This is a genomic window from uncultured Phyllobacterium sp. (assembly GCF_902479695.1).
GTDB classification, from domain to species: domain Bacteria; phylum Pseudomonadota; class Alphaproteobacteria; order Rhizobiales; family Rhizobiaceae; genus Phyllobacterium; species Phyllobacterium calauticae.
This window is the reverse complement of the sequence record NZ_CABSQF010000011.1, coordinates 91,389-112,830: the sequence shown is the minus strand read 5'-3', so window position 1 is coordinate 112,830 and position 21,442 is coordinate 91,389. Positions and strand designations below refer to the sequence as shown.

General features: G+C 61.6%; 25 protein-coding genes. 16 read left to right on the top strand and 9 right to left on the bottom strand.

The genetic code is table 11. The annotated features are described in order from the left end of the window. From RDL77_RS09325 to deoA, 3 genes are read left to right on the top strand one after another with little or no spacing between them, the layout of a single operon-like run. Complete coding sequence (locus tag RDL77_RS09325; protein ID WP_288192614.1) at positions 1–408, top strand: cytidine deaminase; 408 nt, start codon at positions 1–3, stop codon at positions 406–408. Beyond that, entirely contained in the window at positions 405–1,205 is an 801-nt protein-coding gene (locus RDL77_RS09320; RefSeq protein WP_288192613.1) for a purine-nucleoside phosphorylase, read from the top strand. The genes RDL77_RS09325 and RDL77_RS09320 overlap by 4 nt, the downstream gene beginning before the upstream one ends. A gap of 5 nt (positions 1,206–1,210) precedes the next feature. Continuing rightward, entirely contained in the window at positions 1,211–2,527 is a 1,317-nt protein-coding gene (gene deoA, locus RDL77_RS09315; RefSeq protein ID WP_288192623.1) for a thymidine phosphorylase, read from the top strand. A gap of 124 nt (positions 2,528–2,651) precedes the next feature. Here deoA and upp read toward each other — a convergent pair whose 3' ends face one another. Both upp and RDL77_RS09305 read right to left on the bottom strand, forming a co-directional pair. Continuing rightward, positions 2,652–3,278, bottom strand: coding sequence for a uracil phosphoribosyltransferase (gene upp / locus RDL77_RS09310; RefSeq protein ID WP_105733928.1), 627 nt, complete (start codon positions 3,276–3,278; stop codon positions 2,652–2,654). Positions 3,279–3,308: 30 nt separating this feature from the next. Next, positions 3,309–4,328 (bottom strand): adenosine deaminase, encoded by a 1,020-nt coding sequence (locus tag RDL77_RS09305; RefSeq protein WP_288192612.1) that lies wholly within the window; start codon positions 4,326–4,328, stop codon positions 3,309–3,311. 116 nt (positions 4,329–4,444) lie between these two features. On the opposite strand from RDL77_RS09305, the gene ubiE reads away from it, so the two are divergent. From ubiE to RDL77_RS09285, 4 genes are all read left to right on the top strand, one after another. After that, the gene (ubiE, locus tag RDL77_RS09300) at positions 4,445–5,221 is read left to right on the top strand and encodes a bifunctional demethylmenaquinone methyltransferase/2-methoxy-6-polyprenyl-1,4-benzoquinol methylase UbiE (protein ID WP_105733926.1); all 777 of its coding nucleotides are present in this window, start codon (positions 4,445–4,447) and stop codon (positions 5,219–5,221) included. An 8-nt stretch (positions 5,222–5,229) separates the two neighbouring features. Next, complete coding sequence (gene ubiB / locus RDL77_RS09295; RefSeq protein WP_288192611.1) at positions 5,230–6,807, top strand: 2-polyprenylphenol 6-hydroxylase; 1,578 nt, start codon at positions 5,230–5,232, stop codon at positions 6,805–6,807. 68 nt (positions 6,808–6,875) lie between these two features. Further along, the gene (gene coaBC, locus RDL77_RS09290; RefSeq protein ID WP_288192610.1) at positions 6,876–8,270 is read left to right on the top strand and encodes a bifunctional phosphopantothenoylcysteine decarboxylase/phosphopantothenate--cysteine ligase CoaBC; all 1,395 of its coding nucleotides are present in this window, start codon (positions 6,876–6,878) and stop codon (positions 8,268–8,270) included. Positions 8,271–8,376: 106 nt separating this feature from the next. Beyond that, positions 8,377–8,913 carry a GNAT family N-acetyltransferase gene (locus RDL77_RS09285; RefSeq protein ID WP_223612318.1) on the top strand — a complete coding sequence of 179 codons (537 nt, stop codon included), beginning with the start codon at positions 8,377–8,379 and terminating at the stop codon, positions 8,911–8,913. 25 nt (positions 8,914–8,938) lie between these two features. Here RDL77_RS09285 and RDL77_RS09280 read toward each other — a convergent pair whose 3' ends face one another. The 5 genes from RDL77_RS09280 to RDL77_RS09260 form a co-directional block, all read right to left on the bottom strand. After that, a complete protein-coding gene (locus RDL77_RS09280; RefSeq protein ID WP_288192609.1) occupies positions 8,939–9,304 on the bottom strand; it encodes a hypothetical protein in 366 nt (121 codons plus the stop codon). Positions 9,305–9,357: 53 nt separating this feature from the next. Further along, positions 9,358–9,903 (bottom strand): SRPBCC family protein, encoded by a 546-nt coding sequence (locus tag RDL77_RS09275; protein ID WP_288192608.1) that lies wholly within the window; start codon positions 9,901–9,903, stop codon positions 9,358–9,360. Positions 9,904–9,907: 4 nt separating this feature from the next. After that, positions 9,908–10,306 (bottom strand): helix-turn-helix transcriptional regulator, encoded by a 399-nt coding sequence (locus RDL77_RS09270; RefSeq protein WP_288192607.1) that lies wholly within the window; start codon positions 10,304–10,306, stop codon positions 9,908–9,910. Between the two features lie 110 nt (positions 10,307–10,416). Next, complete coding sequence (locus tag RDL77_RS09265) at positions 10,417–12,006, bottom strand: peptide chain release factor 3 (RefSeq protein ID WP_223612314.1); 1,590 nt, start codon at positions 12,004–12,006, stop codon at positions 10,417–10,419. Between the two features lie 86 nt (positions 12,007–12,092). Beyond that, the gene (locus RDL77_RS09260; RefSeq protein WP_288192606.1) at positions 12,093–12,902 is read right to left on the bottom strand and encodes a class II glutamine amidotransferase; all 810 of its coding nucleotides are present in this window, start codon (positions 12,900–12,902) and stop codon (positions 12,093–12,095) included. A gap of 162 nt (positions 12,903–13,064) precedes the next feature. Between RDL77_RS09260 and dut the strand changes: the two genes are divergently transcribed. The 8 genes from dut to RDL77_RS09220 all read left to right on the top strand — a co-directional run bounded on the left by dut (position 13,065) and on the right by RDL77_RS09220 (position 18,768). Continuing rightward, positions 13,065–13,550, top strand: a complete 486-nt coding sequence (gene dut, locus RDL77_RS09255; RefSeq protein ID WP_223612312.1) for a dUTP diphosphatase — start codon at positions 13,065–13,067, stop codon at positions 13,548–13,550. 15 nt (positions 13,551–13,565) lie between these two features. Beyond that, a complete protein-coding gene (locus RDL77_RS09250) occupies positions 13,566–14,384 on the top strand; it encodes an isocitrate lyase/phosphoenolpyruvate mutase family protein (protein ID WP_223612311.1) in 819 nt (272 codons plus the stop codon). 2 nt (positions 14,385–14,386) lie between these two features. Beyond that, positions 14,387–15,043: an HAD family phosphatase gene (locus tag RDL77_RS09245; protein ID WP_288192605.1), complete on the top strand. Its 657-nt coding sequence runs from the start codon at positions 14,387–14,389 to the stop codon at positions 15,041–15,043. After that, positions 15,043–16,047, top strand: a complete 1,005-nt coding sequence (locus RDL77_RS09240) for a proline racemase family protein (protein ID WP_288192604.1) — start codon at positions 15,043–15,045, stop codon at positions 16,045–16,047. The genes RDL77_RS09245 and RDL77_RS09240 overlap by 1 nt, the downstream gene beginning before the upstream one ends. 162 nt (positions 16,048–16,209) lie before the next feature. Continuing rightward, the gene (locus RDL77_RS09235) at positions 16,210–16,830 is read left to right on the top strand and encodes a LysE family translocator (RefSeq protein ID WP_288192603.1); all 621 of its coding nucleotides are present in this window, start codon (positions 16,210–16,212) and stop codon (positions 16,828–16,830) included. A gap of 137 nt (positions 16,831–16,967) precedes the next feature. Next, a complete protein-coding gene (gene cysK / locus RDL77_RS09230; protein ID WP_223612307.1) occupies positions 16,968–17,942 on the top strand; it encodes a cysteine synthase A in 975 nt (324 codons plus the stop codon). A 152-nt stretch (positions 17,943–18,094) separates the two neighbouring features. Then, complete coding sequence (locus RDL77_RS09225; protein WP_223612306.1) at positions 18,095–18,424, top strand: NIPSNAP family protein; 330 nt, start codon at positions 18,095–18,097, stop codon at positions 18,422–18,424. Then, entirely contained in the window at positions 18,421–18,768 is a 348-nt protein-coding gene (locus RDL77_RS09220) for an antibiotic biosynthesis monooxygenase (protein WP_223612305.1), read from the top strand. Before RDL77_RS09225 ends, RDL77_RS09220 begins: the two co-directional genes overlap by 4 nt. On the opposite strand, the gene RDL77_RS09215 is transcribed toward RDL77_RS09220, so the two are convergent. Both RDL77_RS09215 and mbfA read right to left on the bottom strand, forming a co-directional pair. Next, positions 18,759–18,893, bottom strand: coding sequence for a hypothetical protein (locus tag RDL77_RS09215; RefSeq protein WP_264319104.1), 135 nt, complete (start codon positions 18,891–18,893; stop codon positions 18,759–18,761). The two genes, RDL77_RS09220 and RDL77_RS09215, sit on opposite strands and share 10 nt — an antisense overlap. A gap of 248 nt (positions 18,894–19,141) precedes the next feature. Continuing rightward, positions 19,142–20,125: an iron exporter MbfA gene (gene mbfA, locus RDL77_RS09210; RefSeq protein ID WP_288192602.1), complete on the bottom strand. Its 984-nt coding sequence runs from the start codon at positions 20,123–20,125 to the stop codon at positions 19,142–19,144. A gap of 151 nt (positions 20,126–20,276) precedes the next feature. On the opposite strand from mbfA, the gene RDL77_RS09205 reads away from it, so the two are divergent. Next, on the top strand, positions 20,277–21,263 hold the full coding sequence (locus RDL77_RS09205) for a threonine/serine dehydratase (protein WP_288192601.1): 987 nt from the start codon (positions 20,277–20,279) through the stop codon (positions 21,261–21,263). Positions 21,264–21,442: the final 179 nt, after the last annotated feature.

Here is a 21,442-nt window from a genome sequence, read left to right as displayed (position 1 = left end):
ATGAATACAGACCTGTTCGATGCCGCCTTTGCGGCCATGCAGAAAGCCCATGCGCCCTATTCGCAGTTCCCGGTGGGCGCTGCCGTGCGCACCAGCGATGGCCGGATTTATTCCGGCTGCAACATCGAAGTCATTTCCTATCCGGAGGGATGGTGCGCCGAAACCACCACCCTGTCGCATTTCGTCATGGGCGGCGGCGGTACAATCACAGATATTCTCGTGGTTGCAGAAAAGAAGGCGAAATGCACGCCCTGCGGCGGCTGCCGCCAGCGGCTGGCGGAGTTCGCCGGTCCCGAGACGCGCCTGCACCTGTGCGACAACAACGGCGTCGTCGAAACGCTGACGATGAAGGAGATTTTCCCCTACGGCTTTGAAGCGGAAGTTCTGGGAAAAGGAAGTGCCGCATGATTGCGCCTGCCACCGGAGCGCTCATCCACAAGTTGCAGGGCCTGGCGCCGCGTGTCGCGCTCGTCCTCGGGTCCGGTCTGGGATCCCTCGTGGATGCGGTCGAGAATGCCATCCGCATTCCCTATGCCGATCTGCCGGGGTTCCCCCACAGCGGTGTCTCCGGCCATGCCGGGGAAGTCGTTGCCGGCTATCTCTCCGGCAAGCCGGTGCTGATGCTGGCGGGCCGCGCCCACTACTACGAAAAGGGCGATGCCGCGGTCATGCGCCCGGTCATGGCGGCGCTGGCCGACCTTGGCATCGAAATGCTGATCCTGACCAATGCGGCGGGCTCGGGGCGCCACGACCTTGCGCCGGGCAGCGTCATGCTGATTGACGATCACATCAACTATTCCGGGCTCAATCCGCTGATCGGCGAAGCCTCCGATCAGCGCTTTGTCGGCATGACCGCTGCCTACGACAAGAAGCTCAAGGATGCCTTTGTCATCGCCGCCGGTGAGGTGGGCGAGAAGCTGCCGATGGGCGTCTATATGTGGTTCTCCGGCCCCTCGTTCGAAACACCGGCGGAAATCCGCATGGCACGCACGCTCGGCGCCGATGCGGTTGGAATGTCGACGGTGCCTGAAGTCATTCTCGCCCGCTTCTTCGGTCTGCGGGTTGCCGCCTGTTCGGTCATCACCAATTACGGTGCGGGGATGACGGGGGCGGAGCTCTCGCACGAGGAAACCAAGGATGTCGCGCCGAAGGGCGGTGCGCGCCTGCAGACAATTATCCGGGCGCTGGTCCGGGAGATCGGCTGATCATGTTGCTGCCGCAGGAAATCATCCGCCGCAAACGCGATGGGCATGCGCTCGATGCGGCGGATATCACCGCCTTCGTCAACGCCATGAGCTCGGGCGCCATCACCGAAGGGCAGGTTGCCGCCTTTGCCATGGCGGTTTTCTTCAACGGCATGAAGCGCGACGAAGCGGTCGCCCTGACGCTCGCCATGCGCGATTCCGGCGATATTCTCGATTGGTCCGATCTGCCGGGCCCGGCTGTCGACAAGCATTCGACCGGCGGTGTCGGCGACAACGTCTCATTGATGCTTGCGCCCATTGCCGCCGCGTGCGGGGCCTATGTGCCGATGATTTCCGGGCGCGGCCTTGGCCATACCGGCGGCACGCTCGACAAGATGGATTCGATCCCCGGCTATCGCAGCCAGCCGGACAATGCGCTGTTCCGCAAGGTCGTGCACGAGGTCGGTTGCGCCATCATCGGCCAGACTGCCAATCTCGCACCTGCCGACAAGCGCTTCTATTCCATTCGCGATGTCACCGCCACGGTCGAATCGATCCCGCTGATCACCGCGTCCATCCTGTCGAAAAAACTGTCGGCCGGGCTCAATGCGCTGGTGCTCGATGTGAAATCGGGCAATGGCGCATTCATGGCGCGCAGCCGCGATGCCGTGGCCCTGGCCGAAAGCATTGTTGCGGTGGCAAGCGGCGCGGGACTGACCACCACCGCTTTGCTGACCGACATGAACGAGCCGCTGGCACTTGCCGCAGGCAATGCCGTGGAAGTGCTCAATGCCGTGGATTTCCTGACCGGCGATCTCCGGGATCCACGCCTTGAAGCGGTGACGCTGGCGCTGGTTGCGGAAATGCTGGTTTCGGCCAAGCTTGCCGCCAGTCCCAAGGCCGCCATGGACAGGGCGCGGGAAGCCCTGAATTCAGGCAAGGCAGCGGAGGTCTTTGGCCGCATGGTTGCCGGGCTTGGCGGACCCACCGACTTCGTCTCCCGCGCCCGCCATTATCTGCCGGTTGCCCCGGTGACGCTGGAAGTGAAGGCACCGCAGGCAGGATATGTCGCGTCGGTGGAAACCCGGGCGATGGGTGTCGCCGTTGTCGCGCTGGGCGGCGGGCGCATCCGTCCGCAGGACCCGGTTGACCACGCGGTGGGCATCACGGCGCTGCAGCCGGTCGGTGCGCTGATGGAAGCGGGCGATCCGATTGCCCTTGTCCACGCGCGCAGCCAGAGCGATGCCGAGGCAGCCGCCCGCGCCATTCTTGCCGCCTATGGTTTCTCCGGCCGCAAGCCGCGCACGGTCAATCCCGTCCTGCGCCGCATCGGCGGAGCATAAAATTCGCTGCATCTGCAGTGTGCGTGGTTCGACGAGCTCACCATAAGGGAGGGCGAGGATTGCAGCCAAACCACTTCCCTCATGGTGAGCTTGTCGAACCACGCACGGTGTTCTTGCGGCAGACCTACTTCGTCCCGTACATGCGGTCACCGGCATCACCGAGGCCCGGCATGATGTAGCCCTTTTCATTCAGGTGGCTGTCGATGGCCGCGGTGAATACCGGCACATCGGGATGGGCCTTGGTGAAGCGCTCGATGCCTTCCGGTGCCGCAAGCAGGCAGAGGAAGCGGATATTGGTTGCGCCGCGATCCTTCAATTTCTGGATTGCCGCGATGGCCGAATTGGCGGTCGCCAGCATCGGGTCAACGACGATGATCAGCCGGTTGACGATATCTTCCGGTGCCTTGAAGTAATATTCCACCGGCTGCAGCGTGTCGTGATCGCGGTACAGGCCGATATGCGCCACGCGCGCGGCGGGCACCAGGTCGAGCATGCCTTCGAGCAGGCCGTTGCCGGCGCGCAGGATCGAGGCGAAGACCAGCTTCTTGCCTTCCAGCACCGGCGCATCCATTTCCATCATCGGCGTCTGGATACGGATGGTGGTCAGTTCGAGATCGCGCGTCACCTCGTAGCACAGCAGCAGCGAGATTTCCTTGAGCAGCCGCCGGAATCCCGCCGTGGATGTATCCTTGTCGCGCATGATGGTGAGCTTGTGCTGGACAAGCGGGTGGGAAACGATCGTAACGCCCATGGAGAACTCCTACTCGAATTTTCCCCGACCTTAGCTGCTTGCAACCGATCCCGCAAAGTCCGCATCCCCGGCACGCACAGTTTTGTCGTCGTCGAGGCGCTCAATCAGGGCGTTTCGCGTGGTTTCATCGATATAGGCGGCCTTGAGCGCCGTGCGCGTGATCTCCGTCAAGGCGTCGTCGTCACAGCCGAAGAATTCGGCAGCAATGTCATATTCACGGCTCAGATCCGTATGGAAATAGGGCGGGTCGTCGGAATTCAGCGTGACCGGCACGCCAGCCTTGGCCAGCATGGGAAAGGGATGGGACGGGAAATCGGCGTAAACCTGCAGTGAAATATTGGAGCCGGGGCAGCATTCCAGAAGGATTTGCTCCGCCGCCAGCCGCCGCACCAGATCCGGGTTCTCGATGGCGCGCACGCCATGGCCGATGCGCGACGGCCTGATCGCATCGAGCGCGCCGGCAACGCTTTCCCAGCCGGAAAGCTCGCCCGCGTGCACGGTGATGCCCAGTCCGGCATCGCGGGCGATATCGAAAGCCCGGGCAAAATCTCGGGGGTGATGCATGCGTTCATCGCCTGCCATGCCGAACCCGGTCACCAGCGGATGCGGATTTTCGGCGATGTATCTTGCCGCTTCCATCACGGCGTCCGGCCCCTTGTGGCGCAGGCCCGTGGCGATCATGCGCGATTCGATGCCGGTGGCCGTCTTGGCGCGCCGCATGCCTTCCGCCAGCCCCTCGATATAGGCGCGCGGCGAAAGCCCGGCGCTGATCGCATGGTCGGTGGAGATGAATACTTCCGAATAGATCGCGTCCTGTGCGCTGAGGGACAACAGGTAATCCTCGGTCAGATCCGCGTAATCCTCTTGCGTGCGGAACAGTGCCGAGGCCTGATCATAGGCGCGCAGGAAGGAGGTGAAGTCGTGCCAGACGAATCTGCCGTCAACGATGAAGGCCGAAACATCGGCGCCATATTTGCCGGCTTTTCGCTCGACGAGGGCGGGAGAGGCTGCGCCTTCGACGTGACAATGCAGTTCGGCCTTCAACACCATGGGCGGTCTCCATTCGACAAAATGTGCAGCGCGTCGCTTCATCGCGCAACAGACAATAGCCTTCTGCGTTTCAATCTTCTATGCTCCGCCCGCAAAAGAGATCAGCAGGTAGCACAATGAGCCAGCAACGCACCGGTGCCCATGGCGGCATGGAAACATCCTTCGGTTTTCAGGATGTCGGCGACGGAGAAAAGCAGACACGCGTCAATGACGTGTTTCATCGCGTCGCCAAGCGCTACGATGTGATGAACGATCTGATGTCCGGCGGGCTGCACCGCGTCTGGAAAGATTCGATGATCGCCTGGCTTGCCCCGTCCAAGACATCGAACTGGAAGACACTCGATGTCGCCGGCGGCACGGGTGATATCGCCTTCCGCATCGTCGAAGCTTCGAATCGCAATGCCCATGCCACCGTGCTCGACATCAACGGCTCGATGCTGGGTGTCGGCCGTGACCGCGCGGCGAAAAAAGGCCTTGCCGATAATACCGAGTTTGTTGAAGCCAATGCCGAGGAACTGCCATTCGAGAATGCCAGCTTCGATGCCTATACCATCGCCTTCGGCATTCGCAACGTGCCGCATATCGACCGCGCTCTGGCGGAAGCCTATCGTGTGCTGAAGCCGGGCGGCCGCTTCCTCTGCCTTGAATTTTCCGAGGTGGAACTGCCGGTTCTCGACAAGATTTACGACGCCTGGTCGTTCAATGCGATTCCGAAAATCGGCAAGGCGGTCACGGGGGATGCCGATTCCTACCAGTATCTGGTGGAATCCATCCGCAAATTCCCCCGCCAGGCGGATTTCGCCGAGATGATCCGCACAGCAGGTTTCGAGCGGGTGAGCTGGCGCAACTTTACCGGCGGTATCGCTGCCCTGCATTCCGGCTGGAAATTGTGACGTTCTGAATGAGTAAGTTTACCGCAACATTTCGCCTGATCCGGGCCGGATGGATCATGACGCGCGAAGGCGTTATTTCCGCACTGCCCGCCGAAGGCCTGAGCGGCCTTCCCGCATTCGGCCACCGCATCGCCGGGTTGCTGGCAAGGCGGCGCGCCCGCACGGCCCGCCGTTCCGAGCGCATGTCGCGCGCCATCAACAAGCTTGGGCCGTCCTACGTCAAGCTGGGCCAGTTCCTGGCGACACGGCCGGATGTGGTCGGCACCGAAGTGGCCGATGATCTCGCTCTGCTGCAGGATCAGCTCGATTTCTTCCCGATGGAAGCGTCGGTCAAGGCCATAGAGGGCTCGCTCGGACGCTCCGTCGATGATCTCTATGTAAGTCTTGGCGAACCAATTGCTGCCGCATCCATCGCGCAGGTCCACCCAGCCTATGTCAGAACGGGCGGCGAGGACCGCAAGGTTGCCGTCAAGGTTGTCCGGCCGGGCGTACGCCAGCGCTTCAACAATGATCTGGAAAGCTTTTTTATGGTGGCGCAATGGCAGGAACGCTACGTGCCTGCAACGCGCCGCCTGCGGCCGATCGAAGTGACGCGCACCCTGGCGCAGACGACGCGGATCGAGATGGATCTGCGGCTGGAAGCGGCTGCGCTTTCGGAAATCGGCGAGAACACCAAGAACGATCCGGGCTTCCGCGTGCCGACCGTCGATTGGGAGCGCACGGGGCGCGATGTGCTGACGCTCGAGTGGATCGACGGCATCAAGATGTCGGATATCGATGGCCTGCGCGCCGCCGGTCACAATCTTGTCGGTCTTGCCGAAACGCTGATCCAGTCCTTCCTGCGCCATACATTGCGGGATGGTTTCTTTCATGCCGACATGCATCCCGGCAACATGTTCGTCGATGATCGCGGGCACATCGTTGCCGTGGATTTCGGCATTACCGGGCGGCTCGGCAAGAAGGAACGGCGGTTTCTCGCGGAAATCCTCTACGGCTTCATCACGCGTGACTATGTCCGTGTCGCCGAGGTGCATTTCGAGGCGGGCTATGTGCCGCATCACCACGACGTGGCGAGCTTTGCCCAGGCTATCCGTGCCATTGGCGAGCCGATTCATGGCCAGCCTGCGGAAACCATTTCCATGGCTAAGCTCCTGACCCTGCTGTTCGAGGTCACCGAGCTTTTCGATATGGAAACCCGGCCTGAACTGGTCATGCTGCAAAAGACCATGGTGGTGGTGGAAGGCGTCTCCCGCACGCTCGATCCGCATTTCAACATGTGGAAAGCCTCCGAACCTGTCGTGGGCGACTGGATCCGCCGCAATCTCGGTCCGCAGGGAATTCTTGCCGATGCGCGCGAGGGCGTCGGCGCCCTGCTGCATCTCGCCCGTCAGGCGCCCGAGCTGGTCGCGCGCGCTGACCGCCTGTCGAAAGAGATGGACCGGATGGCGGAGCAGGGTTTCCGCTTCGATGACGAGACGGCAAAGGCCATCGGCAGGGCGGAGGCGCGGCATACCCGTTCCGGCCGTGTGGCGCTGTGGGTGATTGCAATCTGTCTGGTTATCATCACTTACACCCTTCTTGTCTGAGCTCAATTGCGCTAATGTGATTGCAATGATTGCACTTGATGCGATCAATCCATGGGAAGTGCAATCATATGGCGAGCATAACCATCCGCAATCTCGATGACGCGACCAAGGAAAAGCTGCGGCTGCGCGCTGCCGCCCACGGCCGGTCGATGGAAGAGGAGGTGCGCCTCCTGCTTGCGGCACTGGATGTGCATGCCGGCCCTTCCATCACCCAGATCTCGGCACCCTTATCAGGGCTGGCTACCGGACCGCTTGCGGGGCGGCATATTCTTCTCATCATCGGCGGCGGCATTGCCGCCTATAAATGTCTCGATCTGATCCGCCGCCTGCGTGAGCGGGGTGCGCATGTGCGCCCGGTGCTGACCAAGGCAGCGGAAGAATTTGTCACGCCCCTGTCCGTCGGTGCACTGGCCGCGGACAAGGTCTTTACCGACCTGTTCTCCCGTGAGGACGAGCACGATGTCGGGCATATCCGCCTGTCGCGTGAAGCGGATCTCATTGTCGTTGCTCCGGCAACGGCGGATCTCATGGCAAAAATGGCGGGTGGTCTGGCCAATGATCTCGCCTCGGCGGTACTCCTGGCGACCGACAAGCCCGTCCTGATTGCACCGGCCATGAACCCGAGAATGTGGAATCATCCCGCAACACGGCGCAACCGAACGACCCTTGCCAATGACGGCATCCGCTTTGTCGGGCCGAACAGCGGCGAGATGGCCGAAAGCGGCGAGGCGGGTGCCGGGCGCATGGCTGAGCCACTGGAGATCGTCGCCGCGATTGAAACGCTGCTGGATATCACGCCGAAACCGCTTGCCGGCAAGACCATTGTCATGACCTCCGGCCCGACGCACGAGCCCATCGATCCCGTGCGCTACATCGCCAACCGCTCTTCCGGCAAGCAGGGCCATGCCATCGCCGCGGCCCTGGCGCGGCTGGGTGCAACGGTGCATCTGGTCTCCGGGCCGGTCACGATTGCGGACCCCGAGGGCGTGTTCGTCACCCATGTGGAATCCGCGCGCGACATGCGCGATGCCGTGGAACGGTTGCTGCCCGCCGATGCGGCTGTCATGGTTGCTGCCGTCGCCGACTGGCGCACGGCAAATGAAGCGGGCGAAAAGATCAAGAAGCAGCCGGGCGCGGCGGCCCCGGCCCTGCAGATGGTGGAAAACCCCGATATTCTCGCCGGGGTCGGGCACAGCAAGCAGCGCCCGCGTCTCGTGGTGGGGTTTGCTGCGGAGACTCAGGACCTGCTCGCCAATGCGCGGAAGAAGCTCGACAAGAAAGGCGCCGACTGGATCGTTGCCAACGATGTCAGCCACGCCACCGGCGTGATGGGCGGCGACCGCAATGCCGTGCGCATCGTCACGCGTTCCGGCGTCGAAGAGTGGCCCGACATGAGCAAGGAAGAGGTGGCGGAACGGCTGGCCGCCCGGATCGCTGCCGCCTTGCAGACGATCGAGGTGTGATGCCGGAACGCCTGTAAGGTAAGCATATGCTTACGCGATAAGCCGTTTGACTTGATGAACAATAATCTCCAGAAAACCCAATATCATTGTTGAAGACGGAATCCCCATGACCGCCACCACCACGCCCATCGTCGAAACCGAACGCCTCATTCTGCGCGCACACAGACTGGACGATTTTGAAGCGCTGCACAGCCTGTGGACGCAACCGGCGGTTTATGAATTCATTTCGGGCAAGCCGTCGACCCGCGAGGCCTCCTGGGGCCGATTGCTCAAATATGCCGGTCTCTGGACTTTGAACGGCTATGGATTCTGGGCGGTCGAGGACAAGGCCACGGGCCGCTATGTCGGCGATATCGGCTTTGCCAATTTCCTGCGTGATATCGAACCGCCCTTTGGCGACACGCCGGAGATGGGCTGGGTCCTCGCACCGGAAATCCATGGCAAGGGCTATGCCAGTGAAGCGCTTGCGGCGGCTGCGGCGTGGGGCGACGGTTTTTTCAGGCAGGACCGGGCCCTGTGCATCATTTCGCCGGAAAACACCGCTTCGCTCCGGGTGGCGGAAAAGACCGGCTTCGCCCGGATTGGCACGGCCGATTATACCGGCGAGACGGTCCTGCTGCTCGAGCGCAGGTTCAAGCGCTGATCGGGCAATAGTAGCCGGTCAGCGCTTACCACCCTTCACCCTTCTGCGATATGTGGTGGACGATCTGGCAGGGACTGGCAATCCAGAAATCCCGGTGGCCCTCCGGCAGCGCCTCGATTGCGTCGCAGCGGACAACGCCGGCAGCGTCCAGGTGTGTGGCAGCGGCACCGGCATCGTCGGCGGCAATTTCCAGCCACAGTTCCGCCTGGCTCATGCCGGGCACCCGGTCGATCCACAGCTGGTTCGAGCCGAAATGGAACCCGACATGGGGAGGGTGGTTGTCGAGGGGTTTCAGGCCGATCACATCGCGGTAGAAGGCGACCGTTGCCTCATACTGGTGCGGCGGAACTTTCATGGCGATGTTGTGGTTGCCTTCGTAGCGCGGTTTCATGCGAGGTCATCCTTTCGGGAGTGTAGTGCGCCGGCGTTGACGCAGCAAAAATGTCATGCGGGCAGCGCCCTGTCATATTCAGCCTCGAGGTGCTCCAGCTTCGCCCAGAAATCGGCGGTTTCGACCCCGTTCAGCACGTTGATCAGCACGCTCAGATGCGTGTGCCAGCCGCTGGCGACGCTGACCATGGCGCCATGATCGGCGAGACGGCTGTGGGTGAGGGTCAGCAGGGTGTCGTCGCCGGCCGCCTGCAGTTCAAAACTCACCTCCGATGCCGTGCCATTGCCCTCTTCCCATGTGAAGGACAGGTATGTCGGCGGCTCGCAGCGTATGACCTTCCCGATATTGCGGTGGCCTTCATATTTCCGGTACTTTTCCGGGGTGGGCGCGGTGGACAGTTCGGAATGGCGGAAGGTCAGTTCCACCGGTCCGCCGGCATGGCCCGCCATCGGCCCCTTGGCGAGCCATTTTCCGCGCTTTTCCGCGTCGGTGAGATAGGCCCATACGCGCTCCACCGGACCGGGAAGCAGTCGTTCGATGCGAACGGTGCGCGGGGCTGTTGCAATGCCAAGCTGGTCGTTTCCCTGATGCAGGCTCATCGTTCTACTCCTTGGTATCCGGTGTGGATTTGGGGGTCTTGCGGGCCCCGTGTTTTGCGGTCTCGGCAAGCGCACGGTCCTCCGCGCGCAGAATATCTTCCAGATCGTCGAGCCGTTCCTGCCAGAACTGCTCGTAATAGCGCAGCCATTCCTGCGCTTCGGCCAGCCGGGCCGCCTGCAGGGCGCAGATGTGGGTCCGGCCCTGCACGTGCCGCCGCACCAGCCCGGCCGCTTCGAGCACCTTGATGTGCTTGGATGCGCCGGCGAGCGACATGTTGAACGGCGTCGCCAGTTCGCTGACGGTGCGTTCGCTGGTCGACAGCCGGTGCAGCATGGCTCTCCGCGTCGGGTCGGAGAGGGCATGGAAAACGGCGTCGAGCGTGGGTGTGCTATATTCAACCATAAGGTTTAATATAGTCGCGCGATTTCAATTGTCAACCATTCGGTTGAATAAATGCGCAAGGCCGGTCAGGGCGACGAACGACGATCAGTCCGGTTGAAGGGTAAGCGGGCTCAGGCGGCTTTTTCGCGGACCTGATAATCCTTGATCGCGGCGAAGCGGATAGCCTTCCAGCGCTCCGCCTCATAGGACAGCGAGAAAGAATTCTGCGCCAGGAACACCGGATCATTGTCGAGATCGTGGGCGATATCGGCCCGGTGCGCATTGATGAAGCGCTGCAGCTCCGCCGGGTCATCGGCCGAAATCCAGCGCGCAATGGTGAAGCGTGCGGGCTCGAAGCCGACGGGAAGCGTGTATTCGACTTTCAGCCGTTCGGTCAGGACGTCGATCTGCAGGGCGCCGACCACGCCGACGATGGCGGGCGAACCGTCATCGGGCAGGAACAGCTGGACAACGCCTTCTTCCGCCATCTGCTGCAGCGCCTCGCGCAGTTTTTTCGCCTTCATCGCATCGTCGAGCCGCACGCGGCGCAGGATTTCTGGGGCAAAGTTCGGCACGCCGCGGAACAGGATGTCTTCGCCTTCCGTCAGCGTGTCGCCGATGCGCAAGGTGCCATGGTTGGGAATGCCCACCACATCGCCGGCCCAGGCCTCGTCGGCGATCTGGCGGCTGCGGGCAAAGAAGAACTGCGGTGCCGACAGGCTCATCGGCTTGCCGGTGCGTACCAGCTTGGCTTTCATGCCGCGCGACAGTTTGCCGGAGCAGACGCGCAGGAAGGCGATGCGGTCGCGATGGTTCGGGTCCATGTTGGCCTGGATCTTGAAGACAAATCCGGTCATCTTGTCTTCGGTTGCCTCGACGCGGCGGATATCGGCGTCCTGCGCGCGCGGGCTCGGTCCGAAATCGCAGAAGGCTTCGATCAGGTCGCGCACGCCGTAATTGCGCAGCGCCGAGCCGAAATAAACCGGCGTCATATGGCCTTCGCGGAATGATTGCAGATCGAAGGGATTGCAGGCATCGCGCGCCAGCGTCACCTCGTCGATCCACGCCTGCCGTTCGTTCTCGGGCAGCAGGCCGGAGGCCCCGGCGGCTTCCGGTCCGTTGACCGGTGTCGGCTTTTCCTCTTCATCGCGCCGCCGCACGGTATTGTCCTGCAGGTTGTAGGTACCGGCAAAGCTCTTGCCACGGCCGATCGGCCAGGTGATCGGGGCGGTGTCGAGCGCCAGTTTCTGCTCGATTTCGTCGAGGATTTCGTAGGGATCGCGGCTTTCCCGGTCCATCTTGTTGACGAACGTGACGATCGGAATATCGCGCATGCGGCAGACTTCGAAGAGTTTCAGCGTCCGCGCCTCGATACCCTTGGCGGCGTCGATGACCATGACGGCGCTGTCGACGGCGGTGAGTGTGCGGTAGGTGTCGTCGGCGAAATCTTCGTGGCCGGGCGTATCCAGAAGGTTGAAGATGCAGTCCTTGTACTCGAAGGTCATCACCGAGGTGACGACCGAGATGCCGCGATCCCGTTCGATGTTCATCCAGTCGGAGCGGGTCTGGATGCGGTCCTTCTTGGCCTTGACCTCGCCGGCGAGCTGGATCGCTCCGCCGAACAGCAGCAGCTTTTCGGTCAGCGTGGTTTTACCGGCGTCCGGGTGCGCGATGATCGCAAAGGTACGGCGTTTCGAAACGGGATGGTCGGCAGAAGACATGGAGCGGCTCAAATTTCGTAATCGTAGGGTTGCGCGCCTTCTATCAGCCGAAGACCCTGCCGTCGACTGTCAATTCGAAATGGGTGTTACGCCCTCTCCAGCACCGGCCCGGACTTTTCCTGTGCCATGAACGGCTCGATGGCGATGCGCTTGCTGTTCTTGACGGTCACGAAACTGTTCGGCGGCACCGGCATCCAGTTTTCCGCTTCTCCATCCAGCGGTTCGGAGACGACGCACAGGCCCGAGCTCGGTGAGAGCGTCGCCGTATAAAGCGTCGGGGCAAAGCGGTCGGTGGCGTAGCGCACCGCGTAGAGCTGTGTCCCGTCGGAAAATGCCGCGGTCAGCCGGATGAAGGGCGGCACGCCGGCGCGCTCCGCCTCGGCGCTGATGACATTGACCGTCTCCACCAGCGATTGTGCCGGGTCCTTGTCCAGGCCGTGCTGCAGCATCAGCAAGAAAATCAGCTCCGAATCCGTCGATCCCAGCTTCTGCACATAGAGCGCATCGTCGAGCTTGGCTTCCAGCCCGCGCCGCAGCCGGTCGAAATGGCCGATCTGTCCGTTGTGCATGAAACTCCATTGGCCCGAGACGAACGGATGGCAATTGGTCCGGCTGGTCGAGCCGCCGGTGGAGGCGCGCACATGGGCGAGAAACAGGTGCGACCGGATTTGCCGCGACAGGCTCTTCAGGTTCTGGTCGGACCAGGCAGGGAGAATATCGCGGTAAAGGCCAGGTTCCGGCCGCTCGCCATACCAGGCAACGCCGAAACCGTCGCCATTGGTGCGGGTCTTGGCCTCGTGCGCATCATGGCTCTGGGCGATCAGCGAATGGCAGGGCGAAGCAATGACATCTTCGAGATAAAGCTGAGGTCCGAGATAGGCTGCCCATCGACACATGATTCACCCGATTCACTCTTGATCCGACTGACAATAGCGCGTCGCACGGCGCTTGGGAATCGTCAGGTTCAGCCACTGCTAGAAAGAGATTGTGTGTAAACAATGATCCGGACAAATCTTGTGAGTTGACCAATCCGGCGGACTGGTGAAAAAGGTGATCTCATGTCTCAATCATCCGATTCCGCACGTCACGTGCATCCCGCTCTCGGTCTTGTCCGGTTGCCGCATGGGCGGGACCTCGATTTGCCCGCCTATGAAACCCCCGGCTCGGCCGGAATGGACCTGCGCGCCGCAGTGCCCGAGGACCGTCCGCTGCTGCTTTTGCCCGGCCGCCGCGCCCTGGTGCCGACCGGCCTCGTCTTCGAAATCCCGCAAGGCTATGAAGCGCAGGTAAGGCCGCGTTCCGGCCTTGCCCTCAAGCACGGAATTACCTGCCTCAACACGCCGGGGACCATTGATTCCGACTACCGGGGTGAGGTAAAAGTAATCCTGATCAATCTTGGAGATGACGACTTCTACGTCGAGCGTGGCATGCGCATCGCGCAGGTCGTGCTGGCGCCGGTCGTGCAGCTCGAGGTTGAAGAACGGCAGCATGCCAGCGAAACGGCACGCGGTGCCGGAGGGTTCGGGTCAACGGGCACGTCGTAATCGCGGGAGGATAGCATGGACAAGGGCAAGGTTTTCCGTCAGCTGCATCAGGGACCGGAAATTCTGTTGATGCCCAATCCATGGGATCCCGGCACGACCCGGTTCCTCGCGTCGCTCGGCTTCAAGGCGCTGGCCACCAGCAGCGCGGGGTTTGCCTTTTCGCGCGCTCTGCCCGATGGCGGCGTCGCCTTCGATGTCATGATGCAGCATTGCCGCGATCTCGTGGCGGCAACGGATCTTCCCATTTCCGGCGATCTGGAAAAGGGCAAGGGTGACAGCGCCGACAGCGCCGGCGAGACCATCTTCGCCGCCGAAGCCGCCGGTCTTGCCGGCTGCTCCATCGAGGATTTCTCCGGCGATGCGGACAAGCCGATCTATGATTTCGACCATGCGGTCGAGCGTGTCTACGCGGCGGCGGAAGCCGCGCGGGCGCTGAAGAGCGATTTCGTCTTCACGGCGCGTGCCGAGAATTTCCTGCATGGCCGTGCCGATCTCGATGACACGATCAAGCGGTTGCAGGCATTTGAACGGGCCGGTGCCGATGTGCTTTTTGCGCCCGGCATTTCGGATCTCGAGAGTATCCGCACGATCTGTGCCTCCGTGTCGAAGCCGGTCAATGTCCTCGCGCCGGCGTCATTGAGCGTCAGCGCGCTGAAATCCGCCGGCGTGCGCCGCGTTTCGCTCGGGCCGCGGCTGATCACCGCCGCCTTCACCGCCATTCGCGATGCGGCCCGCGAAGTGCTCGACAAGGGCACGTTCGAATTCTCAAAAACCGGCGTGACGTTCGGGGAACTGCAAAAGCTCTACGCGCAGGACGCAGACAAGGAAGATTAAGTATGACACGCCCCGATCTGGTGATTTTCGACTGTGACGGGGTCCTGGTCGACACCGAAGCCCTTGCCAATCAGCATCTGATCAAGATGCTCAATGCCGCAGGCTATCCCATCACCTTCGATGAGGCGCGCAAGAACCTCTGCGGCATGCCGATGCGCGCGGTGAAGGAGAAGGTTGAGGCGCAAGGCTACTCCCTTGGCGACGATTTTGTCGAGCGCTGGTATCAGGCCATTCCCGTCATTTTCGAAAACGGCGTTGAAGCCATCCCGCACATCGAAACGGTCATCGATGCGGTGAAGGAAGCGCAACTGTCCTACTGCGTGGCCTCCTCCGCCAATGTGGAAAAAATGCACCTGACGCTGGGGAAAACCGGGCTGATCGGCCATTTCCATGATGTGCTGTACAGTGCATCCATGGTGGCGCGCGGCAAGCCGTTCCCCGATCTCTTCCTGCATGCGGCACGGCAGATGGGGGTCGAGCCATCCCGCTCCGTGGTGATCGAGGACAGCGTGGCGGGAACAACGGCGGGAACGGCGGCCGGCATGCGGGTGTTTTCCTATTGCGGCGATGCGCATGCCGACCACGAAGGTCTCGTCGCGGCGGGCGGTATCCTGTTTGACGATATGCGCAAGCTGCCCGCGCTTCTGGGCATCGCCTGATGGCCGCGCCGCTCAGCGTCGTCGACATGCACACGGGCGGCGAGCCCCTGCGCATCATCACTGGCGGCTATCCCGTCCTGCCGAAGGGCACGATCCTGGAGAAGCGCGCCTATGTCAGGGACAATCTCGACCATCTCCGCAAAATCCTGATGTTCGAGCCGCGCGGCCATTTCGACATGTATGGCGCGCTGCTGGTCGAACCGAACCTGCCCGGGGCTGATCTCGCCGTACTGTTCATGCACAATGAGGGCTATTCGACGATGTGCGGCCACGCCATCATCGCGCTAGGCCGCTATGCCATCGATTATGGCCTTGTAGAGAAGGTCGAGCCGGTCACGACGGTCCGCATCGAATGTCCCTGCGGCATGGTGGTGGCCTCCGTCGAGGTGAAGGACGGCAAGTCCGCCAGCGTCTCCTTCGAAAGCGTCCCGGCCTTCCTGTTTGCCGGGGACCGGACCATCCATCTGCCGCCCTATGGCGACGTGACGTTCGACGTGGCCTATGGCGGCGCCTATTACGCACTCGCCCATTGCAGCCAGTTCGGCCTTGAATTCGGCCGCGATCCCGCGCGCAAATTCATCGAGGCGGCAACATTGCTTACCGAAGCGGTGAAGGACGCCGTGCCGCTGGCGCACCCGGATCACAGCGACCTTGCCTTCCTCTATGGTTCCATCCTCACCGACGGTCTCGACGGCTGGTCGGAAGCGCCGACAAAGAATGTCTGCATTTTCGCCGATGCCCAGCTCGACCGCTCGCCGACGGGGTCGGGCGTGACGGCGCGGCTGGCTGCCATGCACGCCAAGGGCCAGATTCATGCCACCGAAGCGCGGATTTTCGAAAGCATTGTCGGCTCGCGTTTTGCCGGGGCTGTCGCCTCGCTCACCAGGGCGGGAACCTTCGACGCCATCACGGCGCGTGTCTCCGGCCATGCCTATTACAGCGGCAAGGCGGAGTTCATCGTTGAAGACGATGATCCGCTGGGACAGGGATTTCTGGTTCTCTAGGTCGAACACGCATAAATCTGGCTGGGATGGTATGAGGCATTTGCCCGGCGACGTCGTCGCACAGCCCCGAAAATGATGAATGCGACAAATACTTGAAGCCGATTGCCAGTGCGGAAAATCGGCGTATTCTCCCGCCGCACAGATTTCACGCAGAGATTGATCATGACACTTGCCGGTTTCATCGCCTATTCGGGCGCCCTTGCCATTGCCGCCGCCATTCCCGGGCCCGGTCTCACCGCCCTCATCGCACGGGCGCTGGGCTCCGGTTTCCGCTCGGCCCTGTTCATGTCGCTCGGCCTCGTCCTCGGCGATCTGACCTATCTGACGGCCGTGGTGCTCGGCCTTTCCATGGTGGCGCAGACTTTCGGAACACTGTTTCTGCTGATCAAATGGGCGGGTGTGGCCTATCTCGCCTATCTCGCCTGGAGTTTCTGGACCGCGGGAATTTCCGCTGAAAAGATTGAAGCCAAGCGCGGCAGCGGCGGGGCTCTCGCCAGCGTGCTTTCCGGGCTTGCGGTTACCCTCGGCAATCCGAAGACCATGATCTTCTATATCGCCCTGACGCCGACGCTGATCGATCTGCACGCCATCCCCCCGACCGATTATGCCTTGCTCGCCTGCGTAACGGTTGTGACGCTGCTTGTCGTGCTGGTGCCCTATCTCGCGCTTGCATCCAAGGCACGCTGGTTCCTGCAATCGCCCCGCGCGCTGAAACGGCTGAACCGCACCGCCGCCGCATTCATGGCGGGCGCTGCACTTGCCATCGCTGGCCGGGCGTCCTGACCATAGAATTTTATTCTAAGGCTGTAGGCATATTGGCATGAAATTCCCGTGATCGGGCTGTTTATGCATAGGCTCGACTATGAATTTTCAAGCTCGCGCCATAAGATGGCTGCCACAGCAATTGAGGGAGCATTTCCATGAGCACGAGTGATGCGCGCAAACCCGGCCGCGGCCGTATCTACAATTCCATTGTCGATACCATCGGCGATACGCCGATTGTCCGTCTTGATAAGCTGGCAAAGGATCAGGGTGTCGAAGCCAATCTGTTGGCCAAGCTCGAATTCTTCAATCCGATTGCCAGTGTCAAGGATCGCATTGGCGTCGCGCTGATCGAATCGCTGGAAGCACAGGGCAAGGCAACGCCGGGCAAGACGACATTCGTCGAGCCGACCTCCGGCAATACCGGTATTGCGCTGGCGTTTGCCGCCGCCGCCAAGGGTTACCGTCTCATCCTCACCATGCCGGAAACCATGTCGGTCGAGCGGCGCAAGATGCTCAAGCTGCTCGGTGCCGAACTGGTTCTGACCGAGGGCGCCAAGGGTATGAAGGGCGCCATCGCCAAGGCCAATGAACTGGTGGAAACCACGCCCGATGCGGTCATTCCCGGCCAGTTCGACAATCCGGCCAACCCCGAGATTCACCGCAGGACCACCGCCGAGGAAATCTGGAACGATACGGACGGAAAGGTCGATATCTTTGTGTCCGGCATCGGCACCGGCGGCACCATCACCGGTGTCGGCCAGGTCCTGAAGCAGCGCAAGCCGGACGTGCGCATCGTGGCAGTCGAGCCGAAGGATTCGCCGGTTCTATCAGGCGGCAATCCCGGCCCGCACAAGATCCAGGGCATCGGTGCCGGTTTCGCGCCGCAGGTGCTCGATACCCACATCTATGACGAGGTCATTCAGGTCTCCAATGAGGATGCCTTCACCTATGCCCGCCTGGTGGCCAAGCTCGAAGGCGTGCCGGTCGGCATTTCCTCCGGCGCCGCGCTCACGGCGGCTATCGAGCTCGGCAAGCGTCCGGAAAACAAGGGCAAGAATATCGTCGTGATCATTCCGTCCTTTGCTGAACGGTATTTGTCGACGGCACTCTTCGACGGCCTCGACGCCTGATAGAACCGATACTGTTTTGCAATCAGCCCCGCCGCGCGCCAAACGCCTGGCGGGGCTGATTGTTTTGCGGCCGCGATCGTTCGGCCGTGATCGAAGCATCGCGTCATCCGGCTGTTCTAAAACAGGCCAATCCACACGAAGGAGCGGCCGTCATGAGCATCACCTGCATTATCAAATATGAAATCGACCCCTACCAGAAGGATGCATTCGAGCATTATGCACGCACCTGGAACGAGGCGATTCCGCGCTGCGGTGCCGACCTGATCGGCTATTTCGCCCCGCATGAGGGGTCGGCCACATTGGCCTACGGGATTTACACCATCGAGGATCTGGCGGCCTATGAGGCGTACCGCGCGAAATTGACGGCCGATCCGCTGGGCCGCGCCAATTACGAATTTTCGCGCGAACGGAAATTCATCCGCCGCGAGGACCGCACGTTCCTGCGCCGGGTTACTGGAAACAATGGGGAATTGATCCGATGATTGCGGTGATTTTCGAAGTGGAGCCGAGGGATGGCCACGAGAAAGATTATTTCGAGCGGGCGGCGAATTTGCGCCCGCTTTTGGAAAAGATGGACGGCTTCATTTCCGTCGAACGGTTCCGCAGTCTTGCCAACGAGAACCGTTATCTCTCCCTGTCGTTCTGGCGCGACGAAGCCTCAGTTGCGGCTTGGCGCCAGACCGAGGAACATCGCGCTGCCCAGAGCGCTGGCCGCGCCGAAATCTTTGCCGATTACCGGCTGCGGATTGCGGCTGTTATGCGTGACTATGGCTTGCGAGCCCGTGATGAGGCTCCGTCTGACGCGCGCGTTTACCATCATGCCTGACCGTGGTTGCGCTGTGCACAGGCGGGGCCGGGGCCGCGCATGTAATGGCGTTCCGGCCGGTAGGACGGTGCAATGAATTCACGGACGACGCGAAGCGTATCGCGCAGTTGAACGAGCATGGTCATATCTTCATTTCCTGAATCTCGATCGCCCGAAAAATCGGTTAGCGATCATTTAGCTAAAATTTAACCGATAAATATGAACGCTTGCTGAATACCGATGGTTAAGGCCCGGTGAATTCATGGAAAATTAGCTTTAACACCTGAGGCAGGCCGTAATTTCCCGGTTGAAAAGCCAAAAAGAAACCCGGTGTTAACCACCGGGTTTTGTCGATTCTGATTCGTTTACAAGACCCGCTTACATGCGCTGGCCGTCATGCATTGCCGATGAGAATGCCCGTAGCGAGCACGAGGCTGCCGCCCAGCACCACCTGTATCGCCGCGCGGAAGAACGGCGTTTCCATATATTTGTGCTGGATATAGGCAATCGCCCAGAGTTCGACGAAAACCACCATCGCGGCAACGGTCGTTGCCGTCCAGAAATCCGGGATCAGGTAGGGCAGGGCATGGCCCAGGCCGCCGATCGCCGTCATCAGGCCGTTGGCGAGGCCGCGCTTCAGCGGCGATCCGCGCCCGGACAGCTTGCCGTCATCATGGGCGGCTTCGGTGAAGCCCATCGAGATGCCGGCACCGAGCGAGGCGGAGAGGCCGACCAGAAATGTCTGCCAGGTGTCCTGGGTTGCGAAGGCCGCCGCGAAAATCGGCGCAAGCGTCGAGACGGAACCGTCCATCAGCCCCGCCAGCCCCGGCTGGACATAGGTGAGCAGGAACTGGCGTTTTTCCGTCAGTTTCTCGTCTTGTTGCACCGCATCGGGCGTGTGCTGTTCGCCCAGCCGGTGCGCCAGCGATTCGTGGGTTTTCTCGGCAATGGCAAGATCCCCGAGCAGCTTGCGCGTCGAGGCATCGCTGACCAGCTTCACCGCTTCCGTGTAGAAGCGGTAGGCCTGCTCTTCCATTTTCTCCGCCATCTCGCGCACCTTGTCGATGCCGAGCGGCCGCACCAGCCAGTCCGGCTTGCGCTCGAGATAGCCGCGTACATGTTCGCGCCGGATCAGCGGAATGCGGTCGCCGAAACGCTCGCGGTGCATGTCGATGAGCGCCTGCCGGTGCAGGTTCTCCTCCTCCGCCATATCCTCGAAGACTTTGGCGCTCTGCGGGAAATCGTCCCGCAGCCCGTCGGCATAGGCAAGGTAGATCCGCGCATCGTCTTCTTCCGATGAAATGGCGAGCGCGAGGAGCTGCTGTTCCGACAATTCGTTGAGTTCGTGGCGGCGGGGACCGAAGAAGCGGCTGAGCATGACACTGTCCTAATTTAGAATAATTCTAAACTATAGAAAGCAGGCGCGCTTTTCAAGAGGGCGCCCGGGACAATGATGACAATGATTTGGATGCCGAAACGCCGCGCTGGTGCTATGACTGGCCAGACCCGCCCATTCAGCAGCCGAGGACATGATGAACGCGTTCGCCATTGCCAATACCGATATCGTCGATGCCGCCATCCGGCTCAAAGGCCAGCTTGTCGCCACCCGGCTGATCGAGTCGGAGGCGCTCAATGCCAAATATGGCGCACGCATCCTGTTCAAGCCGGAATGCCTGCAGCGGACCGGTTCGTTCAAGTTCCGCGGCGCCTACAACCGCATCAGCCAGATGACGGCGGACGAGCGCACGCGCGGCATCGTCGCCTTTTCCTCCGGCAACCATGCGCAGGGCGTGGCAAGCTCCGCCCAGCTTTTCGGCATCAAGGCTGTCATCATCATGCCATCCGACGCACCGCAGTTGAAAATTGCCAATACGAGATCCTATGGCGCTGACGTCGTGCTCTATGACCGTTACAAGCAGAGCCGGGAGGAGATCGCGGCTGAGTATATCAATGGGCGCGGCATGATCCTGGTGCCACCCTATGACGATCCCGCGATCATGGCCGGGCAGGGCACGATCGGCATCGAGCTGATCGACGAGGCGGAGGAACGCGGCATCGTCTTCGACGACCTGTTCGTGCCGAGCGGCGGCGGCGGGCTGATCAGCGGCATTTCCGTTGCCGTCAAGGCACGCTCCCCGCACACGCGCATCTGGGGCGTCGAGCCCGATCATTTCGACGATCTGCGCCGGTCGCTGGCGGCCGGCAGGCAGGTTGCCAACGAGCCGGGCTACCGCTCGATCTGCGATGCGATCCTGACCCAGCAGCCGGGTGACCTGACCTTCCCGATCAACAAGCAGAACCTGGCGGGCGGTGTCGCGGTTTCCGATAAAGCGGTTGCCGCTGCGATGCGCGATGCGGCGACCTATCTCAAGGTGATTGTCGAGCCCGGCGGCTGCGTCGGCCTTGCCGGCGTGGCGGCGCGGGCGGACGAGCTGCAGGGCAAGACGGTTGCCGTGGTCCTGTCAGGCGGCAATGTGGACCTGGATATCTATGGCGGGCTGATCGCCGCGGCATAGGGGCAGGGCTGAATCTGCATGGCAATTGTGCGTGGTTCGACAAGCTCACCATGAGGGATGTGGTTTGGCTGCAAGCCAATCGCCAGCGTTGCTAAATCTGGCTCCCTGCGATCCTCGCCCTCCCGCATGGTGAGCTTGTCGAACCACGCACGCGACAGCATGTCTACTTCTCACGCCGT

Coding starts and splice junctions, on each gene's coding strand:
- RDL77_RS09260 (WP_288192606.1), bottom strand. CDS start 12,902: ATGTGTCGATGGGCAGCCTATCTCGGACCTCAGCTTTATCTCGAAGAT.
- dut (WP_223612312.1), top strand. CDS start 13,065: ATGTCTCAATCATCCGATTCCGCACGTCACGTGCATCCCGCTCTCGGT.
- RDL77_RS09225 (WP_223612306.1), top strand. CDS start 18,095: ATGAGCATCACCTGCATTATCAAATATGAAATCGACCCCTACCAGAAG.
- RDL77_RS09325 (WP_288192614.1), top strand. CDS start 1: ATGAATACAGACCTGTTCGATGCCGCCTTTGCGGCCATGCAGAAAGCC.
- RDL77_RS09265 (WP_223612314.1), bottom strand. CDS start 12,006: ATGTCTTCTGCCGACCATCCCGTTTCGAAACGCCGTACCTTTGCGATC.
- RDL77_RS09220 (WP_223612305.1), top strand. CDS start 18,421: ATGATTGCGGTGATTTTCGAAGTGGAGCCGAGGGATGGCCACGAGAAA.
- mbfA (WP_288192602.1), bottom strand. CDS start 20,125: ATGCTCAGCCGCTTCTTCGGTCCCCGCCGCCACGAACTCAACGAATTG.
- RDL77_RS09215 (WP_264319104.1), bottom strand. CDS start 18,893: ATGACCATGCTCGTTCAACTGCGCGATACGCTTCGCGTCGTCCGTGAA.
- RDL77_RS09240 (WP_288192604.1), top strand. CDS start 15,043: ATGGCCGCGCCGCTCAGCGTCGTCGACATGCACACGGGCGGCGAGCCC.
- ubiE (WP_105733926.1), top strand. CDS start 4,445: ATGAGCCAGCAACGCACCGGTGCCCATGGCGGCATGGAAACATCCTTC.
- RDL77_RS09250 (WP_223612311.1), top strand. CDS start 13,566: ATGGACAAGGGCAAGGTTTTCCGTCAGCTGCATCAGGGACCGGAAATT.
- RDL77_RS09320 (WP_288192613.1), top strand. CDS start 405: ATGATTGCGCCTGCCACCGGAGCGCTCATCCACAAGTTGCAGGGCCTG.
- RDL77_RS09205 (WP_288192601.1), top strand. CDS start 20,277: ATGATGAACGCGTTCGCCATTGCCAATACCGATATCGTCGATGCCGCC.
- cysK (WP_223612307.1), top strand. CDS start 16,968: ATGAGCACGAGTGATGCGCGCAAACCCGGCCGCGGCCGTATCTACAAT.
- RDL77_RS09270 (WP_288192607.1), bottom strand. CDS start 10,306: ATGGTTGAATATAGCACACCCACGCTCGACGCCGTTTTCCATGCCCTC.
- upp (WP_105733928.1), bottom strand. CDS start 3,278: ATGGGCGTTACGATCGTTTCCCACCCGCTTGTCCAGCACAAGCTCACC.
- RDL77_RS09235 (WP_288192603.1), top strand. CDS start 16,210: ATGACACTTGCCGGTTTCATCGCCTATTCGGGCGCCCTTGCCATTGCC.
- RDL77_RS09285 (WP_223612318.1), top strand. CDS start 8,377: ATGACCGCCACCACCACGCCCATCGTCGAAACCGAACGCCTCATTCTG.
- RDL77_RS09280 (WP_288192609.1), bottom strand. CDS start 9,304: ATGAAACCGCGCTACGAAGGCAACCACAACATCGCCATGAAAGTTCCG.
- coaBC (WP_288192610.1), top strand. CDS start 6,876: ATGGCGAGCATAACCATCCGCAATCTCGATGACGCGACCAAGGAAAAG.
- RDL77_RS09275 (WP_288192608.1), bottom strand. CDS start 9,903: ATGAGCCTGCATCAGGGAAACGACCAGCTTGGCATTGCAACAGCCCCG.
- RDL77_RS09245 (WP_288192605.1), top strand. CDS start 14,387: ATGACACGCCCCGATCTGGTGATTTTCGACTGTGACGGGGTCCTGGTC.
- ubiB (WP_288192611.1), top strand. CDS start 5,230: ATGAGTAAGTTTACCGCAACATTTCGCCTGATCCGGGCCGGATGGATC.
- RDL77_RS09305 (WP_288192612.1), bottom strand. CDS start 4,328: ATGGTGTTGAAGGCCGAACTGCATTGTCACGTCGAAGGCGCAGCCTCT.